The sequence below is a fragment of the Pelagimonas phthalicica genome (genome assembly GCF_004364805.1).
Taxonomy (GTDB): Bacteria; Pseudomonadota; Alphaproteobacteria; order Rhodobacterales; family Rhodobacteraceae; genus Pelagimonas; species Pelagimonas phthalicica.
This window is the reverse complement of record NZ_SOAP01000001.1, coordinates 1,579,715-1,602,482: the sequence shown is the minus strand read 5'-3', so window position 1 is coordinate 1,602,482 and position 22,768 is coordinate 1,579,715. Positions and strand designations below refer to the sequence as shown.

Here is a 22,768-nt window from a genome sequence, read left to right as displayed (position 1 = left end):
CTTCCTCCGAAGGACAGCTTATGTCGGATACTTCCTCGAACCAGATGTGGGGCGGCCGCTTTGCCGCCGGGCCGGATGCGATCATGGAGGCAATCAATGCCTCGATCGGATACGATCAGCGGATGGCGGCACAGGATATTGCCGGGTCAAGGGCCCATGCGGCCATGCTGGCGGCGACGGGCATCATTAGTGATAGTGATGCAGAGGCCATTCGGGAAGGCTTGCTCACAGTCTTGTCAGAGATTGAGGGTGGAAAATTCGAATTTTCCACGGCGCTGGAAGATATTCACATGAATGTCGAGGCGCGGCTGAAAGAGATTATTGGTGAGCCGGCGGGGCGTTTGCATACCGGTCGCAGCCGCAATGATCAGGTGGCGACGGATTTCCGGCTTTGGGTGCGCGATCAGTTGGATGCGGCAGAAACCGGGCTGTTGGCCTTGATCGACGCGCTGCTGTCGCAGGCCGAGGCCGGGGCGGATTGGGTGATGCCGGGCTTTACCCATTTGCAGACCGCGCAGCCGGTGACCTGGGGCCATCACATGATGGCCTATGTCGAGATGTTTGGCCGTGACCTGAGCCGCGTACGCGATGCGCGGGCACGGATGAATGAATCGCCTTTGGGGGCGGCGGCTTTGGCCGGTACCGGGTTCCCGATTGATCGGCATATGACTGCTGAGGCTTTGGGTTTTGATCGGCCTATGGCGAATTCACTGGATGCGGTGAGCGCGCGTGATTTTGCGATTGAGTTTCTGTCGGTGGCCTCGATTTCCGCGATGCATCTGAGCCGCTTTGCCGAAGAGCTGGTGATCTGGTCCAGCGCGCAATTCCGCTTTGTCACCCTGTCGGATCGGTTCAGCACTGGGTCGAGCATCATGCCGCAGAAAAAGAACCCCGATGCGGCCGAGCTGATCCGCGCCAAGATTGGCCGGATCTTTGGCGCGAATGTCGCCTTGATGATGGTAATGAAGGGTCTGCCGCTGGCCTATTCCAAAGACATGCAGGAAGACAAAGAGCAGGTCTTTGACGCCGCCGATAACTGGATGCTGGCCCTGGCCGCGATGGAGGGCATGGTGCGCGACATGACCGGCAATCGCGAACAGCTGGAGGCGGCGGCCTCGTCCGGTTTCTCGACCGCGACCGATCTTGCCGATTGGCTGGTGCGCGAAACTGGGCTACCCTTCCGGGACGCGCATCATGTGACCGGGGCCCTGGTGGCGCTGGCCGAGAAGAAGGGCTGCGATCTGCCGGATCTGAGCCTGGAGGAGATGCAGGCCGAGAATGCCGCGATCACCGAAGGTATTTTTGACGTGCTGACGGTGCAGAAATCGGTGGCCTCGCGGATGAGCTATGGCGGTACCGCTCCGGCGCGGGTGCGCGAACAAGTGGCCCGATGGAAGGAGGTGTTGGGATGAAGACAGTGATGTTTTTGGCGCTGCTGACCGTGTCAGCCTGCAGCCTTGCCGGATGTGGCGCGGATGGACCGCCCATTCGACCGGGCGCGGAAGCGCAACAGTGATGAGGAGGCCCTGGTTCGCGAGAACCGGGGCCTTTGTTTATGGGGGCTGTGTTGCGGATTGGATATTTTTGCCAAGAAGAAACACGAAGGGTGTTTTTCACATAAATGTTGCGCTAAGGCGGGCTGACGCAGGAACAGGAGGCGGCTTTGGATCATTTTCTCTATCGCGAGGGTGCGCTTTGGGCTGAGGATGTGCCGGTGGCAGAGATTGCCGCGCAGGTTGGCACGCCGTTTTACCTCTATTCCACAGCGACGCTGACCCGACATTTCCACCTGTTTGACGAAGCTTTGGATTGGGGGCCGCATCTGGTCTGTTATGCCATGAAAGCGGCGAGCAATCAGGCCATCCTGCGCACCTTGGCCGCCGAAGGGGCGGGTATGGATGTGGTCTCGGGCGGGGAGCTGGCGCGGGCTTTGGCAGCGGGTGTTCCGGGCGAGCGCATCGTGTTTTCGGGTGTCGGCAAGACGGATGAAGAGATTCACGCCGCCCTGACCGCGCAAATCCGCCAGTTCAACGTTGAGAGCGAGCCGGAAATGGCCGCGATTTCACGCATTGCCAGCGAAATGGGCGTTGAGGCCATGATTGCAATTCGGGTGAACCCGGATGTGGACGCCAAGACCCATGCCAAGATCGCCACCGGCAAGAGCGAGAATAAATTCGGCATTCCGATTGCCCGCGCGCGCGATGTCTACGCGCAGGCCGCCGCCCTGCCGGGGCTGAAAGTGGTCGGTATTGATGTGCATATCGGCAGTCAGCTGACTCAGCTGGAGCCGTTTGAGCTGGCCTATCAGAAAGTGGCCGAGCTGACCGAGACCCTGCGCGCCGATGGTCACGAGATTTCGCGCCTTGATCTGGGTGGCGGGCTGGGCATTCCCTATGCGCGCAGCAACGAAGCGCCACCACTGCCGACCGATTATGGCAAGCTGATTCAGCGCACTGTTGGTCATCTGGGCTGTGAGATCGAGATTGAACCGGGCCGTTTGGTGGCTGGAAATGCCGGAATTTTGGTCAGTAAGGTGATTTATTTGAAAAACGGCGAGGGGCGGGATTTTCTGATTCTCGACGGGGCGATGAACGATCTGATCCGCCCGGCTATGTATGAGGCGCATCACGACATCATTCCCGTGATCGAACCCGAAGTCGGGGTCGAGCCGCAACCCTATGATATTGTTGGCCCTGTTTGCGAAAGTGGCGACACTTTTGCCAAACAACGGCTGATGCCGCCGCTGGGTGCCGGCGATTTGGTGGCGTTTCGCAGCGCCGGTGCCTATGGCGCGGTGATGTCCAGCGAATACAATACGCGGCCTCTGATCCCCGAAGTTCTGGTGAATGGTGATCAATTCGCGGTTATCCGCCCACGCCCGACCTTTGACGAAATGATAAATCGCGATACCATTCCTGAATGGTTGTGAGGCAAACTCCTCGCATAAACCCATGCGAGGATGTTCATGGCCCGTCACATTGATCCGAATCTGAACCGCAAGCTGCGCTGGCCGTTGCTGCTGACCCATATGGGTTTGGTGGCCGAACGGGTGGTGCGCGCCTGGTGGCCGCTTTGGTCGGTGCTGTTTGTTGGCCTGGCCTTACCTATGTTGGGGGTGCAGGATCTTGTCGCGGTGGAATGGATCTGGGCGGTCGGAGCCGTGTTGCTGGCTTTGGTGGTTTGGGCCGTGTGGCGCGGGGTGCGACAGTTTCACTGGCCCAGCCGGGATGAGGCGCTGGATCGGCTGGATGGCTCGCTCAAAGGCAACCCAATTCAGGCGGCGATGGATACACCGGCGGTTGGGGCGCAGGATGCGGCCTCGATGGCGGTGTGGCAGGCGCATCAGGCGCGGATGATGGACCGGCTGAATGGGGCCAAACCGGTGGAGCCGGACCTGAAAGTCTCGCGCGCCGATCCTTTTGCGCTGCGCTATGTGGCGCTGTTGGCGCTGTCGGTGGCGTTTTTGTTTGGCTCCTTTGGCCGGGTGCAATCGGTGACCAACATCGGCGTGGGCGGCCCGGATCTGGCGCAAGGGCCAAGCTGGGAAGGCTGGCTGTCACCGCCAAGCTACACACGCCTGCCAACGATCTATCTGAATGATATCACAGCAGAAAACCTTGAAGCGCCTGAGGGCGCGCTGATCACCTTGCGCATGTATGGCGAGGTGGGCGCGCTGAGCGTGGAGGAAAACATCTCGGGCCGGGTGCTGACGCCGGAACTGGCGCAGGACACGGCACAGGATTTCGACGTGGTTCAGGCGGGCCGTTTGGCGATCAACGGACCGAATGGCCGCGCCTGGCAGATTGCTATGCTGCCGGATCAATCACCTGAGATTCAGCGTACGGGCGACATTGAGGTTGCCTATGACGGTGCGGCGCTGATCCCCTTTGCCGCGCAGGATGACTTTGGCGTCGAATATGGTGAGGCGCGAATTGTCCTGGCGCTGGACGAGGTCGACCGCCGCTATGGCCGCGCGCTGGAGCCTGAAAGCCGCGCCGCGATCAAAGTGCCGCTGCCGATGCCGGTGGCGGGCAGTCGGGTGGATTTCAAGGAAAATATGGGTGGCAACTTTTCGCTCCACCCCTGGGCGAACCTGCCCGTGCGCCTTGAGATGAGCGTGACCGATGGCCGGGGGCAGGTGGCGCGCACGGAGCCTGAGCTGATCACCCTGCCGGGTCGGCGCTTTTTTGATCCCTTGGCGGCGGCGGTGATTGAACAAAGGCAGGCCCTGCTTTGGAATCGCGAGAATGTCGATACGATCTCGATGCTGTTGCGCGCGATTTCCCACCGCCCGAATGAAATTTTTCGCAAGCCGGAGCAGCGCAAATCCCTGCGGGACGTGCTGAAAAAGATCGAAGAGCTTGCCGAAGGCGGGATCAGCGACGAACAGCAAGAAGAGCTGGCCGAAGCGCTGTGGGAATTGGCGATTGAGCTGGAAGAGGGCGACCTTCAGGATGCTTTGGAGCGCCTGCAACGGGCGCAGGAGCGGCTGGAAGAGGCGATGAAAAATGGGGCCTCGGACCAGGAAATCGCCGAGCTGATGCAGGAACTGCGCGAGGCGACACGGGATTACATGCGCGAATTGGCGCGGCAAAACCGGCAGAACGAAGAGCCGGGCGAGCCGATGGACCCTGAGAACATGATCGAACTGTCTCAGGACGACATTCAGCGCATGATGGATCGCATTCAGGAGTTGATGGAACAGGGCCGCATGGCTGAAGCGCAAGAGGCGCTGCGTCAGCTGCAGGAAATGATGGAGAATATGGAATTCACCCAAGGTCAGGGCGGCCAGACCCCGGGGGAACAGGCCATGGATGACCTTTCAGAAACGCTGCGCGACCAGCAAGAGCTGTCGGATGAGGCGTTTCAGGATCTGCAGGAACAGTTCAACCCCGGCAATCGCCAGGATGGCCGTGAACCGGGGCAGCAGCAGGGCGAGGGCGAACCCGGTAACCAGCGCGGCGATGGCCGTGAAGGGGCAGATGGGCAAGGTCAGGGACAAGACGGTTTGGAGCAAAGCCTGGCGGATCGTCAGCGCGCCTTGCGTCAAGAGCTGAACCGCCAGCGTCGCGGCCTGCCAGGGCAGGGGACCGAAGCGGGTCGCCGCTCGGCCGAGGCACTTGAGGATGCCGATCGCGCCATGGACGGGGCCGAAGAGGCTCTGCGAGATGGTGATCTGGCCGAGGCGATTGACCAGCAATCCGAGGCGATGGAGGCGCTGCGCGACGGTATGCGCGCGCTTGGCGAGGCCATGGCACAGCAGCGTGAACAGCGCGATGGCCAGCAGGGCTTTGCCGAGGGGCAGGATGGCGGCGAACAGCGCGACCCGCTGGGCCGCAACCAAGGAACCACAGGCCGGTCAGACACGGATGAGGGGCTGTTACAGGGCGAAGATGTCTATCGCCGCGCCGAAGAATTGCTGGGCGAGATCCGCCGCCGCTCAGGCGAGGCCGAGCGCCCCGAAGTGGAACGCGATTACCTGGATCGGTTGCTGGAACGCTTCTAAAATTCCGTGCACGGAATTTGCAAATTCCATCGATGGAATTTGGATGCTCCTGCCGCGCCGTTGTGTCCAACTTAACTGTCCGGGTCGACTTTGCCGCGCAGGGATTTCACCTCACCCCTTGCCTTCTTGCTCGCCAAGCGGCGCTTTTTCGAGCCGAGGGTGGGGCGTGTTGGAATGCGGCGTTTGGGTTTTATCAAAGCCTTGCGGATCAACTCGACCAATCTCTGGCGGGCGATCTCGCGGTTGCGGGCTTGGGAGCGGGTTTCATCCACTTGCAGGATCAGCGCGCCCTCATTGGTCCAACGCCGCCCCGCCAATTTGCGCAGCCGGTTTTTCACCGAGGCTGGCAGGTTTGGCGACCGCTCCGCCTCATAACGCAGCTCGACCGCGGTTGAAACCTTGTTGACGTTCTGCCCACCCGGCCCGCTGGCGCGGATGAACTGCTCGGTCAGTTCCCAATCCTCAATCGCGATATCGTCGGTGATCTGCAACATGTCCCTTGCATATGTGGCGCTTGGCAAAAGTGAAATGAAAAATTAAAAGGGCCGCCCTTGGGACGACCCTTCGAGAATACGGAGGCGGGGGCCGGTTAGGCTGCTCGCCAGTGTGTTAGGCATTGCCCTGGAATTACCCTAAAGCAGGACCCCGCACACTGTTCCGACACCCTTCTCCAATGTTTCTCTAGACACTGGATCACCTCCTTTCAGCTGTTTATCACGCAGTGAGGTCAGCCTAGTGGAAATTCGTTTCCAACTGGTTGCCTCAAGATGATGTTGCCATGGCTTGGCGAATCCACAAAGTGTTTTCTTTGCATCAAGCAGTGGTATTTGCCCCAACTGCCCGCGAAACGATCAAACGGAACGGCACCAGCGCGATCAGCGCCAGCGACAGCTTGACCATCCAATCGGCCACGGCGAGCGACACCCAGAGCGGTGCAACAGGGCCAGTGCCCAGCAGAGGCAGGGCTTCGTTTGCCCAGGCAACGTCATTGCCGGGCTCAAGGGCAACCAGCTGTGCAGAGAAGGCGATGGTGAAGAAAATCGCGGTGTCGAGGCTGGAGCCGATCAATGTGGAGGCCAGGGGCGCGCGCCACCAGCTGCCGGTCCGCAACCGGTCAAAGATCGCGACGTCGATCAGCTGGGCGGTCAGGAAGGCCAGGCCAGAGCCAATGGCAATGCGCAGGGTCACAGCCGGATAGGTGAACCCGTCACCTTGCAGCATGATCTGCGTGCCGATCAGCGAGCAAATGACACCGACGATAAAGCCGACAAACACCACTTTGCGGGCGGCGGCGGCACCATAGATGCGGTTCATCAGGTCAGTGACCAAGAAAGCGAGGGGATAGGTAAAGGCCCCCCATGTCAGCCAGTTGCCGAACAGGAATTGGACCAGAATGTTGGAGGCCAGAACAATGGCCGCCATGGCAAGGATGCCAGGAATATGCGTGCGTGTCATGTTAGGACCCGTTTTTGCAAGGTTGCGGGGACTTGGCCCGAAGGATTTCGGACGGGCTGGCCTTATAGATGCAACGGCCTTCGCGCAAGGATTAGTTTTGCACCAACCGGTATTCGACAAATTCGGTGCGCTGGAAGCGGCGGAAGTTGTCGTCTGAGATCATGGTGAGACGGATATCGCCCGACGCATCGCGCCAAACAGACAGGCCTTCGAGGTTGTCATGCCGCCAAACTGCTGTTTCCAAGAGGGTTTCTTCGCCCGTGACCGCATCGTCCACTATGGTAAAGCGCCGGATACGCGAGCGAAACCCGATCCCGGTGAACTCGCGTTCGAGCAGATATAACCGCCCCTCGGGGCCAAAATCGGCCCCCACCGGAAGGAAACCGCCGTCACGTCGCAAAGCATAGGGTTGGCGCCAGCTGCCATTGTCATAGCGCCAGACGGGGAAGGGGCGGGTGAGCCGACCAGAGCGTTCGGGAATCGCATAGATCCGGTCCTGGGCATCAATGGCGAGCGCTTCGAAGCCGGAATTGCCCTGCAAATCGCGGAAATATTGCGGGCGGGGCAGCGGTTTTGAGGTTTGCGCGGTGGGGTAGCCCGCCACGCGGTGCAAGCCTTCGAAGGAGACAAACAATCGCCCATCCGAGCGGGTCGCCAATCCTTCGGCGTCTCTGTGATACCCTTTCAGTTGATTGCCATTCCGGTCGCCCAAAAGGCTGGCCGCGCCGGTTTCAACGCCGGTGATGACACCGTCTTGGCGCTGCAGGTGACCAGTTAGCAGAAAGCCGCTATCGCTGATGGTGGTGAATTGGCGACCGCCGCCGGAGAGTTCCAGCCCGGAAAATCCGCCAAGCTTATGCTCTGAACTGGGCCAGGTGTAGCTGCCGACAAATTCCACAGCCTGTGGGGCCAGCGCCGGAGCGGCCAGGCCCCAACTGGTCAGCAAGAGTGTTGCGGCGGCGAGCCATCTGCGCCAGGACATGCGTTTCAGGACCATGCAGGGCCGCAATCAGTTCGAAGACAGGACAGCCGCGCAGGCATTGGGCAGGTCGCCCAAAGTCAGCTCGCGACGCGGTTTGGGCTTGGGCGCATTGGGGTCGCGTGGTTTGGGCGGCGGCGGGTTGAGGATATTGTCGACCCATTCCTGCGCATCGGCGCAACCGTCCCCTTTGGGGATGGGAGCTTGGTCAACGCAGCCCGTCGCCCCTTTGGGGCAGTTCAGGCGCACATGAAAATGATAATGGTGGCCATACCAGGGGCGGATCTTGCGCAGCCAGGCACGATCCCCTTTTTCATCCTTGCACATACGCACTTTGGCGCCGGGAAAGATGAAAATACGGGCCACGCGCGGGTCGCTGGCGGCGGCCTTGAGAATTTCGTGATGGGCGCGGGTCCAATTGTCGTTGGTAAAGGCCCCCTTGCTGCGGCGCAGGGAGATGGACGAGATGTTTTCGCGATCTGTCACCGAAAGGTTCAGATTGTCTGCCGGGCGCAGCCAGATATCGGCATCCAGCCCGATCTGATGGCTGCGATGGCCGGTCAGCATTGGCCCGCCCCGGGGCTGGCTGAGATCACCAACGTAAAGGCCATTCCAACCGGGCTGGGCGGCGGCTTTGCGGCTGAGGTCTTTGACATAGTCAATGAGCTCCGGGTGGCCCCAGTTGCGGTTGCGCGACAGGCGCATGGCCTGCCAGGTTGGCCCGTTTTCAGCCAGTTGCACGCCCCCGGCCAGACAGCCCTTGGAATAGCCACCATAAGGTGAGGCCGGTTGCGAGGATCCTGCCGCCTTGGCACCAAAGAGCTGCTTGGCTTGTTTCGTGGCGAGGATCGGATCGATCTGAACAACAGGTTCGGCAACAGTCGCGCGGGGTTTGCGTGGCTTGTCGCGGCCACAGGACACAAGGCTAAGGGCAATCAGAGTACACAGGACAAACCGGGCGATCACATCTGCTCTCCTTCTGGGTGTACCCATCTTAGCAGAATGAGGCCCAAAATGAAGAGTCCGATGACAGGCAGGAATGCCAGTTGGTTGCTTTGCGTGATGGCAAGGAACAGCGTGATCAGCGCCGGGGCCAGCCAGGCGGTGGCGCGTCCGGCCAATGCAAAAAGCCCAAAGGCTTCGCCGCTGCGGGCGGGGTTGGCATGGCGTACCATGAGCGAACGCGAGGCGGAATAGAGCGCGCCACCCATGCCGCCAATCAGAACACCGCAGATGTAAAAGATGATGTCGGGCAGGTTCGATCCTTCGGCCAATGGCATGCCAAACAGGCTTTCGCGGGACATGCCGACGATGACGCAGCTGACAAGGATGAGGACAATAATTGCGCCTTGGATCACCGGGCGCGGGCCTTTGCGTTGATCGGCAATGCCGCCCAGCCAGGTCAACAGCGCGGCGGCGATGGCGGCGATGATGCCGAAAATGCCGACCTGAATGACGCTCCAGCCCAGAACCAGCGTCGCATAGACCCCGCCATAGGAATACAGCGCGCTGAGCGCGTCGCGGTAGAATAGCGAGCTGAGAAGGAAATTGCGGGTCGAGCGTTGGTGCCAGATATTGCCGAGGCTGATTTTCAGGTCATAGATGACCTTGTTGGGGCGAATGGCGCGGTTGATCGCATCGGGTTCGTCGCGGGTCCACAGGAAAAAGGGGATCAGGAAGAGCGCGAACCAGATGGCGATAAAGGGGCCGACAAAGCGGGTGCCCTCACGCGTTTCGGGATCAAGACCAAAGAGCGGCGACAGCCCGGCCAGGGTTTTGCCGGTCTCTTCGCTTTCGGCAAAAAGCAGCAGCATCAGGAAGAGCGACAAAACCCCACCCCAATAGCCAAAGGCGGCGGCACTGCCGGAAATCCGCCCGACTTGCTCTTCGCTGCCGAGCTTGGGCAGGATGGCGTTGTTGAGGTTAAAGGCGCTTTCCGAGGCGATAAAGCCGATCCAGAACATCGCCAGCACCAGCAACAGCCCGGAGCCATCCGGTTGCAGCATCCAAAGCGAGGCGGCGCAGGCAATGGCAATGCCGGTCAGCAGCCAGAACCAGGGCCGTTTGCGCCCGGTGGCATCGGCCCAGGCCCCAAGGAAGGGTGCGATAATGGCGATGACCAGCCCGGCCAGGGTCTGCCCCGAAGACCAAAGCCCCTGCGCGCTGACCTTGGCGGCGGCAGCATCCGCGCCGAGACCCATGTAATATTGCGTGGCGACAGCGGCGAAATAGGGGCTGAAGACAAAGGTCAGGCCCAGCGTCGCGTAGGGCTGTTGCGCCCAATCAAAGAACATCCATGCCCAGATGCGCTTTTTAGTTGAAACTTCAGCCATATCCGCCCCGTTCGCCATTTTCAGGCATAGAGCCTTTTTCAAGGCAGGCTGGCAAGCTGATCTTAGGGTCAGGACCCATTAATTTGACGTCGCTGGCGCAAGAAGAGCAATAAAGCAGGGGGTTTGGACGCGCAGGAACTGGCGGGGTCAATTGCAAGCGGTCAAAGCCGCTGCTTTGCAGCGCTCCCTGCGTCTGCAAGATTTACCTGATCTCGCCCCTGACCTGCGTTACATCAACTTGAAAGACAACCAGTATTTCTGCGGTGACGTGTCTTGTCACGAACAAGACCAATCAAACCAGTGGTGTCAAATTAATGGGTCCTGACCCTAGCGTAACGTCAGGATTCAGTCGGTTTTGACAGGGGGCCAGGGGCGCTGATCTTCGGCCTCGATCCATTTCTGGACCCAGTCTGACAGGTCTGGTGACTCTGCGCCGGGTTTCAAGCAATCCATCAACTTTTGCGGATCAACAATGCCGTTTTTGTCAGTCAGGGCCATGCGCAGGACGGCGTGGCTGGAACAGGCTCCGTTGGTCTTCCACATGCTTTGATCCATGTAGAAAAACCGTTTGTCCCACCCGAGCATACGGGTGCGGATTTCGACCTTGTCAAACATGCGCACCCTTTGGCGATACCGGATGCAAGTGCCGGCCACGGTCATGCCCCATTTGTTGTCGCGCATGGGGCCATACATGCCCGCCCGTTGCCCGGCGGGAAGGCGTCCGAGATCATAAAGCGTCAGGGTGCGGCCATTGTTGAGTTCCATCCAGAAATCAATGTCCCAGGGCCAGCACATGTGATGCGAGATATGGGTCTCGAGCAGGTCCAGCTGTGGGGCTTTGCGGGCGGTAAACATGCTTTTGAACATGCGGAGGAAAGGGTACATGATGTGCTCCTGAACTATTCGGTTCAGTTGCCGCAGCTTTCACCCCTCGTCAACCAGAACCTCGCGGCAAACTTGCGCTTTTGTCGATGGGTGCTTAGGTGTTGTGCGAGATAGTCAAAGGGGCCCCGAAATGCAGTCGCTGTTTCAGATTTTGATGTTGTTGCTTGACATCGTCTGGTTCTTTATCATTGCGCATGTGATCATGAGCTGGTTGATCAATTTCCAGGTGCTGAATTTGCGCCAGCCGCTGGTTGCGCAGATCTGGGACGGGGTGAACCGGTTGCTGGAGCCGATTTATTCGCGCATTCGCCAATTTCTGCCTCCGATGGGCGGCCTTGATCTGGCCCCGCTGGTGGCTCTGGTGGCGATCATGATCATTCGGATCGTGCTGATCAACAACGCGGCGTTCTTTTACTAGGACGTGAGGGGCGCTGCCCCGCTTGATGGGTTTTAAGGGGCGCTGCCCCTCTGGGCGGCAGGCCTCCCATTCACCCCGGAGTATTTGCACCAAGAAGAAACCCAAGAGGCGGCATGGATATGCGGCCTCTTTTGCTTTGGGGCTTGATTCACCGAATCTTAGTATGAGAATGTCGGGATAAGAGCAGAAATAGTTAATCCCGCAGGTTCTCCTGATGCCACGTGATGCCGCGCCCGGTGAGGCGTTGTTGAAAGATGTCTTTGGCTTTGACGCCTTTCGCCCCGGTCAGGCGGAGATTGTTGAGGCCGTGGCGGCGGGGGAAAACGTGCTGGCGATCATGCCCACCGGGGGTGGGAAATCGCTGTGTTTCCAATTGCCTGCCCTGATGCGCCATGGGGTGACCGTGGTGATTTCGCCGCTGATTGCGCTGATGCGCGATCAGGTGCGTGGGTTGCGCGAGGCGGGGGTTGCGGCGGGGGCGCTGACCTCGGGTAATACGGCTGAGGAAACCGATGCGGTTTGGGATATGCTGCATGCTGGTGAGCTGAAACTGCTATATCTCGCGCCCGAGCGGTTGGCCAGTTCCAGCACGCAGCACATGTTGATGCAGGCGGGCGTGTCTTTGATCGCGGTGGATGAGGCGCATTGCGTCAGCCAATGGGGCCATGATTTTCGCCCCGACTACTTGCGGATCGGCTCGCTGCGCACTGCGTTGGATGTGCCTTTGGCGGCGTTCACGGCGACGGCGGATCAGGAAACCCAGCAAGAGATCGTGCAGCGACTGTTTGACGGGGTCGCGCCGCAAAGCTTTTTGCGCGGCTTTGACCGGCCCAATATCCATCTGGCGTTTCAGGCCAAGGACAGCCCGCGCAAGCAGATCCTGAATTTCGCCGCGGCGCGCAAAGGGCAATCGGGTATTGTCTATTGCGGAACGCGAGCGCGGACCGAAACCCTGGCCAAAGCGCTGAGCGATGAGGGACATAGCGCCTGTTTTTATCACGGTGGCATGGAGGCCGAGGATCGCCGCTCGGTCGAGGCGCGCTTTGCCCGTGAGGATGGGCTGATTGTCGTGGCAACGGTGGCCTTTGGCATGGGGGTGGACAAGCCTGATATTCGCTGGGTGGCGCATTCGGACCTGCCCAAAAGCATCGAGGCCTATTATCAGGAGATTGGCCGCGCTGGGCGCGATGGCGCCCCGGCAGAGACATTGACGCTGTATGGGCCCGACGATATCCGCCTGCGCCGTTCCCAGATTGACGAAGGGCTGGCCCCGCCTGAGCGGCGCGATGCGGATCATGGGCGGCTGAATGCCTTGCTGGGTCTGGCCGAGGCACAGGGCTGTCGGCGTCAGGTTTTGTTGGGCTATTTTGGCGAGCAGGCGGAGCCTTGTGGGAATTGCGACCTGTGTAACACCCCACCGGAATTGTTTGACGGCACCGAGGCGGTGCGCAAGGCGCTGTCGGCGGCGTTGCGGACCGAGGAAAGCTTTGGCGCGGGGCATTTGATCGACATTTTGCTGGGCAAAGAGACGGATAAGGTGCGTTCGCGCGGGCATGAGAACCTGCCGACTTTTGGCTGTGGCAAGGATCTGAGCCGCAATCAGTGGCAGGCGGTGTTCCGGCAGATGATGGGGCATGATCTGATCCGGCCTGATGCGGATCGGCATGGGGCGCTGGTGATGACAGATGACGCCTTGCCGATCCTGAAGGGTGAGCAAAGCATCCAACTGCGCAAGGATGTGGTGCAAAAGGCGGCCGAGCGGCGGCCAGCGGTCAAGATGCTGGTCAGCGATGAGGATGCGCCCTTGCTATCAGCCTTGAAGGCCAAGCGCCGGGCCCTGGCCGAGGCGGCACGCGCGCCCGCCTATGTGATCTTCCCTGACCGCACCTTGATCGAGATGGCGCAGACCCGGCCCAAGACACTGGATCAGATGGCGCGGATCAGCGGCGTTGGTGCAAAAAAGCTGGAGCGTTACGGCAGCACCTTTCTTGAGGTGATCACCGGCGCAATTGAGGCGTTGCACCCGACCCGGCGCAAATTGGCCAGCAGTGGCGCGGGGGAGGTTTATGATGCCTTGATGGAGGCGCAGGTGCAGCTGGCGCGGGGCGAGGATGGGACGGGTAAATACCTGTCTTGCAACAACTCTACCTTGGCCAAGATTGCCAAGGCGCGCCCCTCTAGCGTGGCGGCGATTGCTGCGGTTCCCGGGATGGATGCGCAAAAGGCTGAACGATTTGGCCCGGCTTTTCTTGAGGTTTTGACCCAGGTGGACTAAATCAAGAACAGAGCAACTGGGGGAACGGGCATGCTGGTGGTGATTTCTCCGGCCAAACGGCTGGATTGGAGCGAGCGCAAGGTCGAAATGACCGAGCCGGAATTGCTGGCAGATGCTGGGCGTTTGGCCAAGACGATGCGCAACCTGACCCTCAAGGATCTCAAGGGGTTGATGGGTCTCAGCGACGATTTGGCCAAGCTGAACCGGGATCGTTTCCGCGCCTTTAGCGAGGAGCCTTTGCCCGAAGATCTGCGCCCGGCGGCGCTGGCCTTTGCCGGGGATACCTATCTGGGGTTGGAGGCGGCCAGTCTGGAGCCCGAGGAAATGGCCTGGGCGCAGGATCATTTGCGGATTTTGTCGGGTCTTTACGGGGTCTTGCGCCCGTTGGACGCGATGCAGGCCTATCGCTTGGAGATGGGGTCGCGGCTGAAAACCCGGCGGGGGAAATCACTGTATGAATATTGGCGCGATGACATTGCCAAGGCCCTGCGGGTGCAGGCCGAGGCGGTGGGCAGCGATGTGCTGATCAATTGCGCAAGCCAGGAATATTTTGGTGCAGTACCGCCAAAGGCGCTGAAATTGCGGATCGTCACGCCGCAATTCATGGAAGACAAGAACGGCACGCCCAAGATTGTCAGCTTTTTCGCCAAGCGTGCGCGTGGGGCGATGGCGCGGTTCATCATTCAGAACCGGATCGTCGAACCTGAGGGGATTTTGGGCTTTGACACTGGCGGATATGAATATCGCGCTGATTTGTCTGAGCCGGATAAACCGGTCTTTGTGCGCCCGGCGGATGCGGGGCCTGTTTCCTAACCCGCCTTGCGGGCTTTGGTGATGATCTTGGTATAAAACTCGATCTTGTCGCCCAGATGGGCCTTGCGCAGGGGTTTGGTGAGGTAATCATCCAGCCCGGCCTCAAGAATGCTTTCCTTGTCGCCGGCCATGGCGTGGGCTGTGACGGCGACAATGGGGACATTAGGGCCATCCCCCTCAAGCTTGCGGATTTCGCGAGTGGCCTGTTTGCCGTCCATCTGCGGCATGGAAATATCCATAAAGATCAGGTCGGGGCGCTGTTTCTGGAATTCTTCGACCGCTTCGATGCCGTTATTGGCAAAACGCAAAGTGACGTTAAAGCCAGAGGCCATTTTCTTGAACACCAATTGATTGGTCTTGTTGTCTTCGGCAACGATGACATCAAGCGGCGCGCCTTCGGGTTCAGCCGTTTTGGTTTCAACCACTTCGGATTTCTGCGCTTTGACGGCCTTTTCGGCCGGGCTGACCGCCTCAAGGCTGGAAAAGAGCAAGCGGCGCGGGACGGGTTTTTGCAGAACGGCGACAATGCCACGGGATTCATCAACCGGCACCTGACCGGGATTATCTGACAGGACAAAGACCGGGATCTTGTGACCGGCACCGCGCAGATGGGTGACCAGTTCGACCGCCTCCATATCAGGCAGATCCTGTTCCAGGATCATCAGATCGGGCGGATCGACCATCATGTCGATGACTTCGGACCCGGTTTTGCAATACTCGGTCTTGAGACCAAGAATTTCGAGCTGTTTGGACAGGATCGTGCGGTTGGCGCTGTGATCATCCACCACCAGAACCCGTTTCAGGTAATCGGGGATTTTTGGGGTTTCGACATCAATCGGTTCCTCGGCTGGGAGGACGACGCGCATGCCAAAACAGCTGCCTTTGCCCAGTTCGGATTCAACCCAGACCTCACCCTTCATCAGCTCAACAAGACGGCGGGTGATGGCGAGGCCAAGCCCTGTGCCCTCAAACTTGCGGTTACGCTCATCCTCGACCTGATTGAATTCGCCAAAGACGTGATCGACCTTGTCCGGGGGGATGCCGATGCCGGTATCCTCGATCGTGATGTGAATGGCGGTTTCGCCATCCTCGTACCCGACCCCGACAACGCGGACCAAAACATGGCCTTCGACGGTGAATTTGACCGCATTGCCCAGAAGGTTGGTCATGATCTGGCGGAACCGTCCGACATCGCCGACAAAACGCGTCGACAGGAACATGTCGTAATCCACCAGAAGCGCGATATCCTTGTCCCGCGCGGTGGGCTGCAAAAGCATGACCACCTCGTGAATAGCGCGTTCCAGATCAAAGGGTTCGGGGTGTAGGGTGAGTTTCTCGGCCTCGATTTTAGAATAGTCGAGAATGTCGTTGATGATGACCAACAGCGCCTCACCTGAGCTGCGGATGGTTTCGACATAGAGGTTCTGTTCCTCATCCAGGTCGGTATCCATCATCAGATCAGCCATGCCGACAACCCCGTTCATCGGGGTGCGGATTTCGTGGCTCATATTGGCGAGGAAGGAGGATTTGGCGCGATTTGCAGCCTCGGCGCGGTTCATCGCCTCCTTCAGGCGTTGCTGATCCTCTTTGATCTGGGTGATGTCGATGCGCAGCCCAACGCGCCCGCCATCGCTGGTCTGGCTTTCATAAACGCGAATCCAGCGCCCATCCTCGAGCTTTTGTTCCAATTGCGACCGATCTGTGCGGTGATGGTGCATCCGCTCTTCGATCCATTCCTCTTCGCGCCCCAAGGCCTCGGTATATTGGCCGCGCTCTAGCCCGTAGCGCAGGATATCCTCGAACCGATTGCCTGGGACGATGGCGGGGGCAGAGGCGCTGTAGATTTCGCGATAGGGTTGGTTGCACATGACAAGCCGGTCTTCGGGATCGTACATGACAAACCCGTCGGGCAATTCTTCGACGGCGGACCACATGCGCGCCAATTCGGTGATATCGATGGCAAGGCTGACAACCCCACCATCATCCAGACGTTTGTCGAGAAGCTTGATGAAACGCCCGTTCCAAAGCCGGATGGTTTGCGGTGGGATCGGATCGCTTTCCCAGCGGGCCAGCATCATGTCGCGCCAGGCAACGGGTGTTTCGCCCTGCAGGTCAACCAGCCCCTCTTCGGACAGCACCTCGAGCACTTTGATATAGCTGGCCCCGTTGCCAACATCCTCGATCCCGTCAAAGAGCGACAGGTAGGCCTGATTGGCCAGCTCAATACAGCCATCCGGGTCAAACATGGCAAATCCATCCTGGATGGATTTCAACGCGGTCCAGAGCTGATCGGTGACGTCCTCGATCTTCTGAGTCGCCTCACCCAGTTCATGCACGACAATCTGATGCTGGTGCCGGACCTGAGCCACCTCAGTCCGGGTTTCCTTGATCTCGTCGCTCAATTGGCGGGCATGTTGCCCCAAACGACGATTGGCCTCAAACAGTTCAGCCTGTTTGAGGTCCAACAATCGTTCCGCCGCCAAGCGAGCACGTCTTTCATCGGCCAAACGTGAGGCCAAACTCATCGCAAATCCTCCTGCGTGCATGGCACTTTTGCGCGCTGAGGGTGAAGATCAGTTTAAAATGCCAGCCTTGTTCGAATCCGGGGGGCATGTCAGCATATGGGCATTGACCGAAAGGAGCATTTTGATGCGACGTATTGCGATGGCCCTGATAATGGGCGTTCTCGGTTTGCCATGTGTTCAGGGTGCGTGGGCGCAGGAACAAAACACAGCCATTCCTGACAGACGAGTCATCGTCACGCGGGATGTGGATTTCTACGGCTCTGACTTGCAATCGCTGTTTGATACGTCGCTGGATGCCTGCCAGAAACTGTGTTTGGACAATCCCGAATGCGTCGCTTTTACGTTTAATTCGCGCTCAAATTCCTGTTTCCCGAAATCCGCAGTCAGTGACCGGCAGCCCTATGATGGCGCGGTTTCGGCCTTGGTTCAGAACGCAGCGCCCGAGATGGTGGCACAGGCGGCAGAGCGGCGGTTGGATCTGGGCTTCTTGCGGGAGAAGGATCTGGAACAGGCGCGGGCAGAGGCAGCAGCCCTGGGGCGGCGGCATTCTGGCGGGCAGTGGAGCCCGCGCGCCCTTTTGGATGCGGCGCAAAACAGCGCAGCCTCGGGCAGTTTGCGCGATGCCGCACATTGGACCGGCGCGGCCTTGGCCCAGACGGATGAGGCGGCGCATTGGTTGCAATATGGCCAGTATTCTGCGCGCTACGCCGAAGAGGTCAAAGGCTCGGATCAGCGCAAATACCGCCAACGCGCCTTTATGGCGGCGATCAATGCCTATATGCGCGCTAGCGATCCGGCTCAGATGATGGATGCGCTGCATGATATGGCGGTGGTGCTGGAGAAGGTTGGGCGCGGCCGCGATATTATCCCGGCGCTGCGTTTGGCAGAGTTCTATGGTCAGCGCGACGAGATCACCGAGCTGTTGGACAATGCCATTGGCAAATACGGGTTCCGTATTCGGGAACATACGGTTGAGGCCGATAGCGCCGACCCACGTATCTGTGTTGAATTCTCGGATCGTCTGGTGCGCGCCGGGGTGGATTACGCGCCCTATGTGCGCCTGCCTGATCCGCGCATGGCGGTCACGGCGGATGATCAGCGGATCTGTGTGTCGGGCCTGCAACATGGTGGGCGTTACACGATCACCTTCCGTTCGGGCCTGCCTGCCGATAGCGGTGAAAGTCTGATCCGCAACACCGATATCACTGCCTATGTGCGCGACCGCGACCCCAAGGTGGGCTTTCCGGGCCGTGCCTATGTTCTGCCGCGTTCGGCGGATGCCGGGCTGCCTATTGAGACGGTGAACCTGTCCGAGGTTGATCTGGTTTTGCGCCGGGTGTCGGACCGCAACCTGCTGCGCGCGATTCAGGACAGCTATTTCGGCAAACCGCTATCGAAATGGGAAGAACGCCATTTCAGCAATGACATTGCCGAAGAGATTTGGCGCGGGACGGGTGAGGTTGAAAACCAGCTCAACGCCGATGTGATGACCCGCCTTCCCATGGGCGATGTGGTGGGGGATCTGCCCGCTGGCGTCTATGCGCTGACCGCCTCGGTGCCCAAGAGCGAGGAATTCTCTGATGGGCGCGCGACGCAATGGTTCCTGCTGTCCGATATCGGCCTGACCACGTTGCAGGGCAATGATGGGCTGAGCGTGTTTGCGCGCGGCTTGTCAGACGCGGGCGCGTTGGAGGGGATCGAGGTTGCGCTGATGTCTTCGGCCAACCGGGTGCTGGCGACGGTTCAGACCGACGCGCAGGGCATGGCGCATTTTGCGCCGGGCTTGCTGCGTGGCAAGGGAGGGGCCAAGGCGGCGCTGGTCACAGCCAAACGGGGCGAAGAGGATCTGGCCTTTCTCTCGCTGACCGATCCGGCCTTTGACCTGTCTGATCGCGGTGTCGAGGGGCGTGATCCGGCGGGGCCGATTGATGCATTCCTGACCACGGATCGCGGGGCTTATCGCGCTGGGGAAGTGATCAACGTGACCGCCTTGTTGCGTGATGCCAAGGCAGCAGCGGTGCCTGATCTGCCCTTGACGGCTGTGCTAACGCGCCCGGATGGGGTGGAATATTCACGCCATATCTCGGATGGCGGTGATGCGGGTGGGCATGTTTATACGCTGCCAATTGCGCCATCCGCTCCGCGCGGGACCTGGCAGATTGCCATCTACACCGACCCGGATGCGGATGCCGTGGCCAATACCTCGGTTCTGGTTGAGGATTTCGTGCCCGAGCGTATCGATTTCGATCTGACCCTGCCTGAGGGCGCGATCAACCCGTTGGAACCGCCGAAATTGGCCGTAGATGCCCGGTATCTGTTTGGCGCGCCCGGTGGTGATCTACCGATTGAGGGCGAGCTGCAGCTTTCCAGTCAAAACACACTCACGGAATTTCCCGGCTATCGCTTTGGTCGCCATGATGACGGGCGTATCCTGCGCACCAACAGCTTTGCCGCTGATCTGGTGACGGACGCGGCGGGTAAGGCGGCGCTGGACATACCCTTGCCGGATATCGACGCCAAGGGCCGCCCGATGATGGCGCGGGCGACCTTGCGGCTCTCCGAAGCCTCGGGCCGTCCGGTGGAACGCCGCATCTCGCGCCCGGTTCTGCCAAGCACGCCGATGATTGGCATTCGCGCCGGGTTTGACGGCGAACTGCCCGAGGGCACTGAGGCCAAGTTTGACGTGATGGCGCTGGGTCCGGATTTGAATCCGCAGGTGATGGAGGTCAGCTGGCAGGTGAACCGGGTGCGCACGCGGTATCAGTGGTATCAGCAATATGGCAATTGGCATTGGGAGCCGATCACCACCCGCAAGACCGTGGCCAAGGGCACAGGCCTGTTGGGCGCCGAGCCTTTCGAGATCAGCGCCGATGTGGATTGGGGTCAATATGAGGTGGTCGTTGAGCGTGTGGATGGCAGCTATATCGCCTCGTCGATGAGCTTTTACGCCGGCTGGTATGGTTCAGCGGATACGAGCGACACGCCGGATATGTTGGAGTTGTCATTGGACAAACCGGCCTATCAACCGGGCGACACCGCCACGCTGCGCATGGTGCCGCGCTATGCGGGTAAGGCCTTGGTCGCTGTTATGGCGGATCGGGTGATTTCGATGCAGGCCATTGATGTGACCGAGGGTGAAAACACCCTGACCTTGCCCGTGACCGAGGAGTGGGGCGCAGGCGTTTACGTCACCGCGCAGGTGATCCGCCCGATGGATGTCACAGCCGGGCAAAACCCGGCGCGGGCACTGGGGCTGGCCCATGCGGCGGTTGATCCGGGCGCGCGCAAGCTGGGCGTGTCCTTGGACGTGGCGGACGAGGTTACGCCGCGCGGACCGCTCAAGGCGGCGGTGCAGGTCGATGGTTTGGGGGATAGCGGCACGGCCTATGTCACTGTGGCTGCGGTCGATCTGGGCATTCTGAACCTGACCGGGTTCCAATCACCGGACCCGGCGGGTCATTACTTTGGCCAGCGGCGTTTGGGCGTTGAGATCCGCGATATCTATGGTCGCTTGATCGACGGGATGAATGGCGCGATGGGCGCGGTGCGCTCGGGCGGTGACTATGCCGCCGGGATGCGCATGCAAAGCCCGCCCCCGACCGAAGACCTTGTGGCCTTTTTCAGCGGGCCGGTGACGGTTGATGGCACCGGGCGCGCCGAGGTCAGCTTTGACATGCCGGATTTCAACGGTTCTGTGCGGCTGATGGCGGTGGCCTGGTCCGACACTGCTGTTGGACAGGCCGAGGCCGAGGTGCTGGTGCGTGATCCCGTGGTGCTAAGCGCCTCTGTGCCGCGCTTTCTGGCACCGGGGGATCAGGCGCTGCTGCATCTGGAACTGACCCATGTCAAAGGTGCGGCGGGCGAGATGCCGTTATCTGTCACGGCTGACGGGTTGGGGCTGGATACCAGCGGCCTGCCTGAGAAGGTGACTTTGGCGGATAAAGCCAAGCTGAGCTTTGACATTCCTGTCAGTGGCGATCTGGTTGGCGATCATACACTTGAGATCGCGCTGACGACGCCGGATGGCGTGGTTCTGACCAAGGGGTTGACCCTGGGCGTGCGCAGCAATGACCCGGCGATTGGCGCAACGCGGCGCTTGTCACTGGCACCGGGGCAGACCTTTACCCTGGATCAAGAAGTGTTTGCTGGGCTGCAATTGGCTAGCTCGTCGGCACTGGTTTCGGCCGGTCCGCTGGCGCGGTTTGACGCGCCGGGGCTTTTGGCCTCGCTGGATCGCTACCCTTATGGCTGCACCGAACAGGTCACATCGCGGGCGCTGCCGCTGCTCTACATGAGCTCGATCGCCGAGCCGCTGGGTCTGGGCAATCAAGAGCGGATCGATCTGCGCATTCAGCAGTCTATCACCCGCGTGCTGACCCGTCAGGCACCCAACGGGGCCTTTGGTCTCTGGGGGGCGTATTCCGGGGATTTCTGGCTGGATGCCTATGTCACCGATTTCCTGGGTCGCGCCCGTGCGGCGGGTCATGAGGTGCCGGATATCGCCTGGCGCAATGCGCTGGACAACCTGCGCAACCGCATTGCCTATGCGCCCGATTTTGACACCGGCGGCGAAGACATCGCCTATGCCCTGATGGTGCTGGCGCGAGAGGGTGAGGCAGCGATGGGGGATCTGCGTTATTACGCGGATGAGCGCATGACCCATTTTGCCACGCCCTTGGCGCGGGCGCAGTTGGGGGCGGCCTTGGCCTCGTACGGGGATCAGAAGCGCGCCGATATGATGTTTGCCAGCGCCGCTGGGTTGATCCCGCAAACGGTCTGGAGCAAGCATCGCGTTTATCGTGCCGATTTCGGCAGTGCGGTGCGCGATGCAGCTGGGGTTCTATCGCTTGCAGTTGAGGCGCGCAGCAATGCGGTGGATCGCGAGGCGCTGACTGGGCGGATTGCCGATGTGAACCGCCCTCTCTCGACGCAAGAGCAATCCTGGGCGCTGTTGGCGGCTCATGCCATGGTGCAGGACCCGACGGTTTCCGGGCTTGCCGTGAATGGCGAACCCCTGTCCGGCCCGTTTGTGCGCAAGATCGAAGGTGCGACATTGCAGGCGATGGAGATCAGCAATACTTCGGATCGCAACACCGACATCACTTTGACCACCATGGGCATCCCCGAAGGAGAAGTTGCTGCGACGGGTTATGGCTATTCCATTCAGCGTGACTACTACACAATGGATGGGCAAAAGCTGGGTGATCAGGTGCTGCGCAAGGGGATGCGTCTGGTCGCGGTACTGACGGTGAAACCGTCAGAGGACACCCGCGCGCGGCTGATGATCAATGATGCCCTGCCTGCGGGTTTTGAGATCGATAATCCGAGCCTGCTGCAATCCGGCGACATTCGGGCGTTGGATTGGTTGAAACCCTCGCATACCGAGTTCTCGGAGTTCCGCAGCGAACGGTTCCTGGCGGCGGTCAATCAGAATGGCAATAAGACGATCCAACTGGCCTATATCCTGCGCGCTGTGTCGCCGGGTGAGTTCCATCACCCTGCCGCGCTGGTCGAGGATATGTATCGCCCCGATTTCCGCGCCACCACGGCGTCGGGCCGGGTTGTGATCTTGCCCTAAG

14 protein-coding genes are annotated in these 22,768 nt (G+C 60.1%); 7 read left to right on the top strand and 7 right to left on the bottom strand.

The annotated features are described in order from the left end of the window. Positions 1-20: 20 nt before the first annotated feature. The 3 genes from argH to CLV87_RS07810 all read left to right on the top strand — a co-directional run bounded on the left by argH (position 21) and on the right by CLV87_RS07810 (position 5,506). The gene (gene argH / locus CLV87_RS07820) at positions 21-1,412 is read left to right on the top strand and encodes an argininosuccinate lyase (protein ID WP_099242199.1); all 1,392 of its coding nucleotides are present in this window, start codon (positions 21-23) and stop codon (positions 1,410-1,412) included. A gap of 251 nt (positions 1,413-1,663) precedes the next feature. Continuing rightward, positions 1,664-2,929, top strand: a complete 1,266-nt coding sequence (gene lysA / locus CLV87_RS07815; RefSeq protein WP_099242201.1) for a diaminopimelate decarboxylase — start codon at positions 1,664-1,666, stop codon at positions 2,927-2,929. A 36-nt stretch (positions 2,930-2,965) separates the two neighbouring features. Further along, positions 2,966-5,506 carry a TIGR02302 family protein gene (locus CLV87_RS07810; protein WP_099244606.1) on the top strand — a complete coding sequence of 847 codons (2,541 nt, stop codon included), beginning with the start codon at positions 2,966-2,968 and terminating at the stop codon, positions 5,504-5,506. 71 nt (positions 5,507-5,577) lie between these two features. On the opposite strand, the gene arfB is transcribed toward CLV87_RS07810, so the two are convergent. From arfB to CLV87_RS07780, 6 genes are all read right to left on the bottom strand, one after another. After that, the gene (arfB, locus tag CLV87_RS07805) at positions 5,578-6,000 is read right to left on the bottom strand and encodes an alternative ribosome rescue aminoacyl-tRNA hydrolase ArfB (protein WP_099242203.1); all 423 of its coding nucleotides are present in this window, start codon (positions 5,998-6,000) and stop codon (positions 5,578-5,580) included. A gap of 319 nt (positions 6,001-6,319) precedes the next feature. Next, positions 6,320-6,961 (bottom strand): queuosine precursor transporter, encoded by a 642-nt coding sequence (locus tag CLV87_RS07800; protein WP_099242204.1) that lies wholly within the window; start codon positions 6,959-6,961, stop codon positions 6,320-6,322. Between the two features lie 91 nt (positions 6,962-7,052). Beyond that, entirely contained in the window at positions 7,053-7,958 is a 906-nt protein-coding gene (locus tag CLV87_RS07795) for an esterase-like activity of phytase family protein (protein ID WP_235871869.1), read from the bottom strand. Positions 7,959-7,970: 12 nt separating this feature from the next. Next, complete coding sequence (gene mepA, locus CLV87_RS07790; RefSeq protein WP_099242206.1) at positions 7,971-8,933, bottom strand: penicillin-insensitive murein endopeptidase; 963 nt, start codon at positions 8,931-8,933, stop codon at positions 7,971-7,973. After that, positions 8,903-10,273, bottom strand: a complete 1,371-nt coding sequence (locus CLV87_RS07785) for an MFS transporter (RefSeq protein WP_099244610.1) — start codon at positions 10,271-10,273, stop codon at positions 8,903-8,905. Before CLV87_RS07785 ends, mepA begins: the two co-directional genes overlap by 31 nt. 345 nt (positions 10,274-10,618) lie before the next feature. After that, the gene (locus CLV87_RS07780) at positions 10,619-11,158 is read right to left on the bottom strand and encodes an acyl-CoA thioesterase (RefSeq protein WP_099242207.1); all 540 of its coding nucleotides are present in this window, start codon (positions 11,156-11,158) and stop codon (positions 10,619-10,621) included. Between the two features lie 130 nt (positions 11,159-11,288). Between CLV87_RS07780 and CLV87_RS07775 the strand changes: the two genes are divergently transcribed. The 3 genes from CLV87_RS07775 (at position 11,289) to yaaA (ending at position 14,664) form a co-directional block, all read left to right on the top strand. Continuing rightward, a complete protein-coding gene (locus CLV87_RS07775) occupies positions 11,289-11,576 on the top strand; it encodes a YggT family protein (protein ID WP_099242208.1) in 288 nt (95 codons plus the stop codon). A 214-nt stretch (positions 11,577-11,790) separates the two neighbouring features. After that, positions 11,791-13,851: a DNA helicase RecQ gene (recQ, locus tag CLV87_RS07770; protein WP_099242210.1), complete on the top strand. Its 2,061-nt coding sequence runs from the start codon at positions 11,791-11,793 to the stop codon at positions 13,849-13,851. Between the two features lie 30 nt (positions 13,852-13,881). Further along, positions 13,882-14,664 (top strand): peroxide stress protein YaaA, encoded by a 783-nt coding sequence (gene yaaA, locus CLV87_RS07765; RefSeq protein ID WP_099242211.1) that lies wholly within the window; start codon positions 13,882-13,884, stop codon positions 14,662-14,664. Here yaaA and CLV87_RS07760 read toward each other — a convergent pair. Continuing rightward, on the bottom strand, positions 14,661-17,189 hold the full coding sequence (locus tag CLV87_RS07760) for a hybrid sensor histidine kinase/response regulator (protein WP_099242213.1): 2,529 nt from the start codon (positions 17,187-17,189) through the stop codon (positions 14,661-14,663). The genes yaaA and CLV87_RS07760 overlap by 4 nt on opposite strands. 124 nt (positions 17,190-17,313) lie before the next feature. Here CLV87_RS07760 and CLV87_RS07755 point away from each other — a divergent pair, with 124 nt between their 5' ends. Further along, the gene (locus CLV87_RS07755; protein WP_099244612.1) at positions 17,314-22,767 is read left to right on the top strand and encodes an alpha-2-macroglobulin family protein; all 5,454 of its coding nucleotides are present in this window, start codon (positions 17,314-17,316) and stop codon (positions 22,765-22,767) included. The last annotated feature ends 1 nt before the right edge of the window (position 22,768 follow it).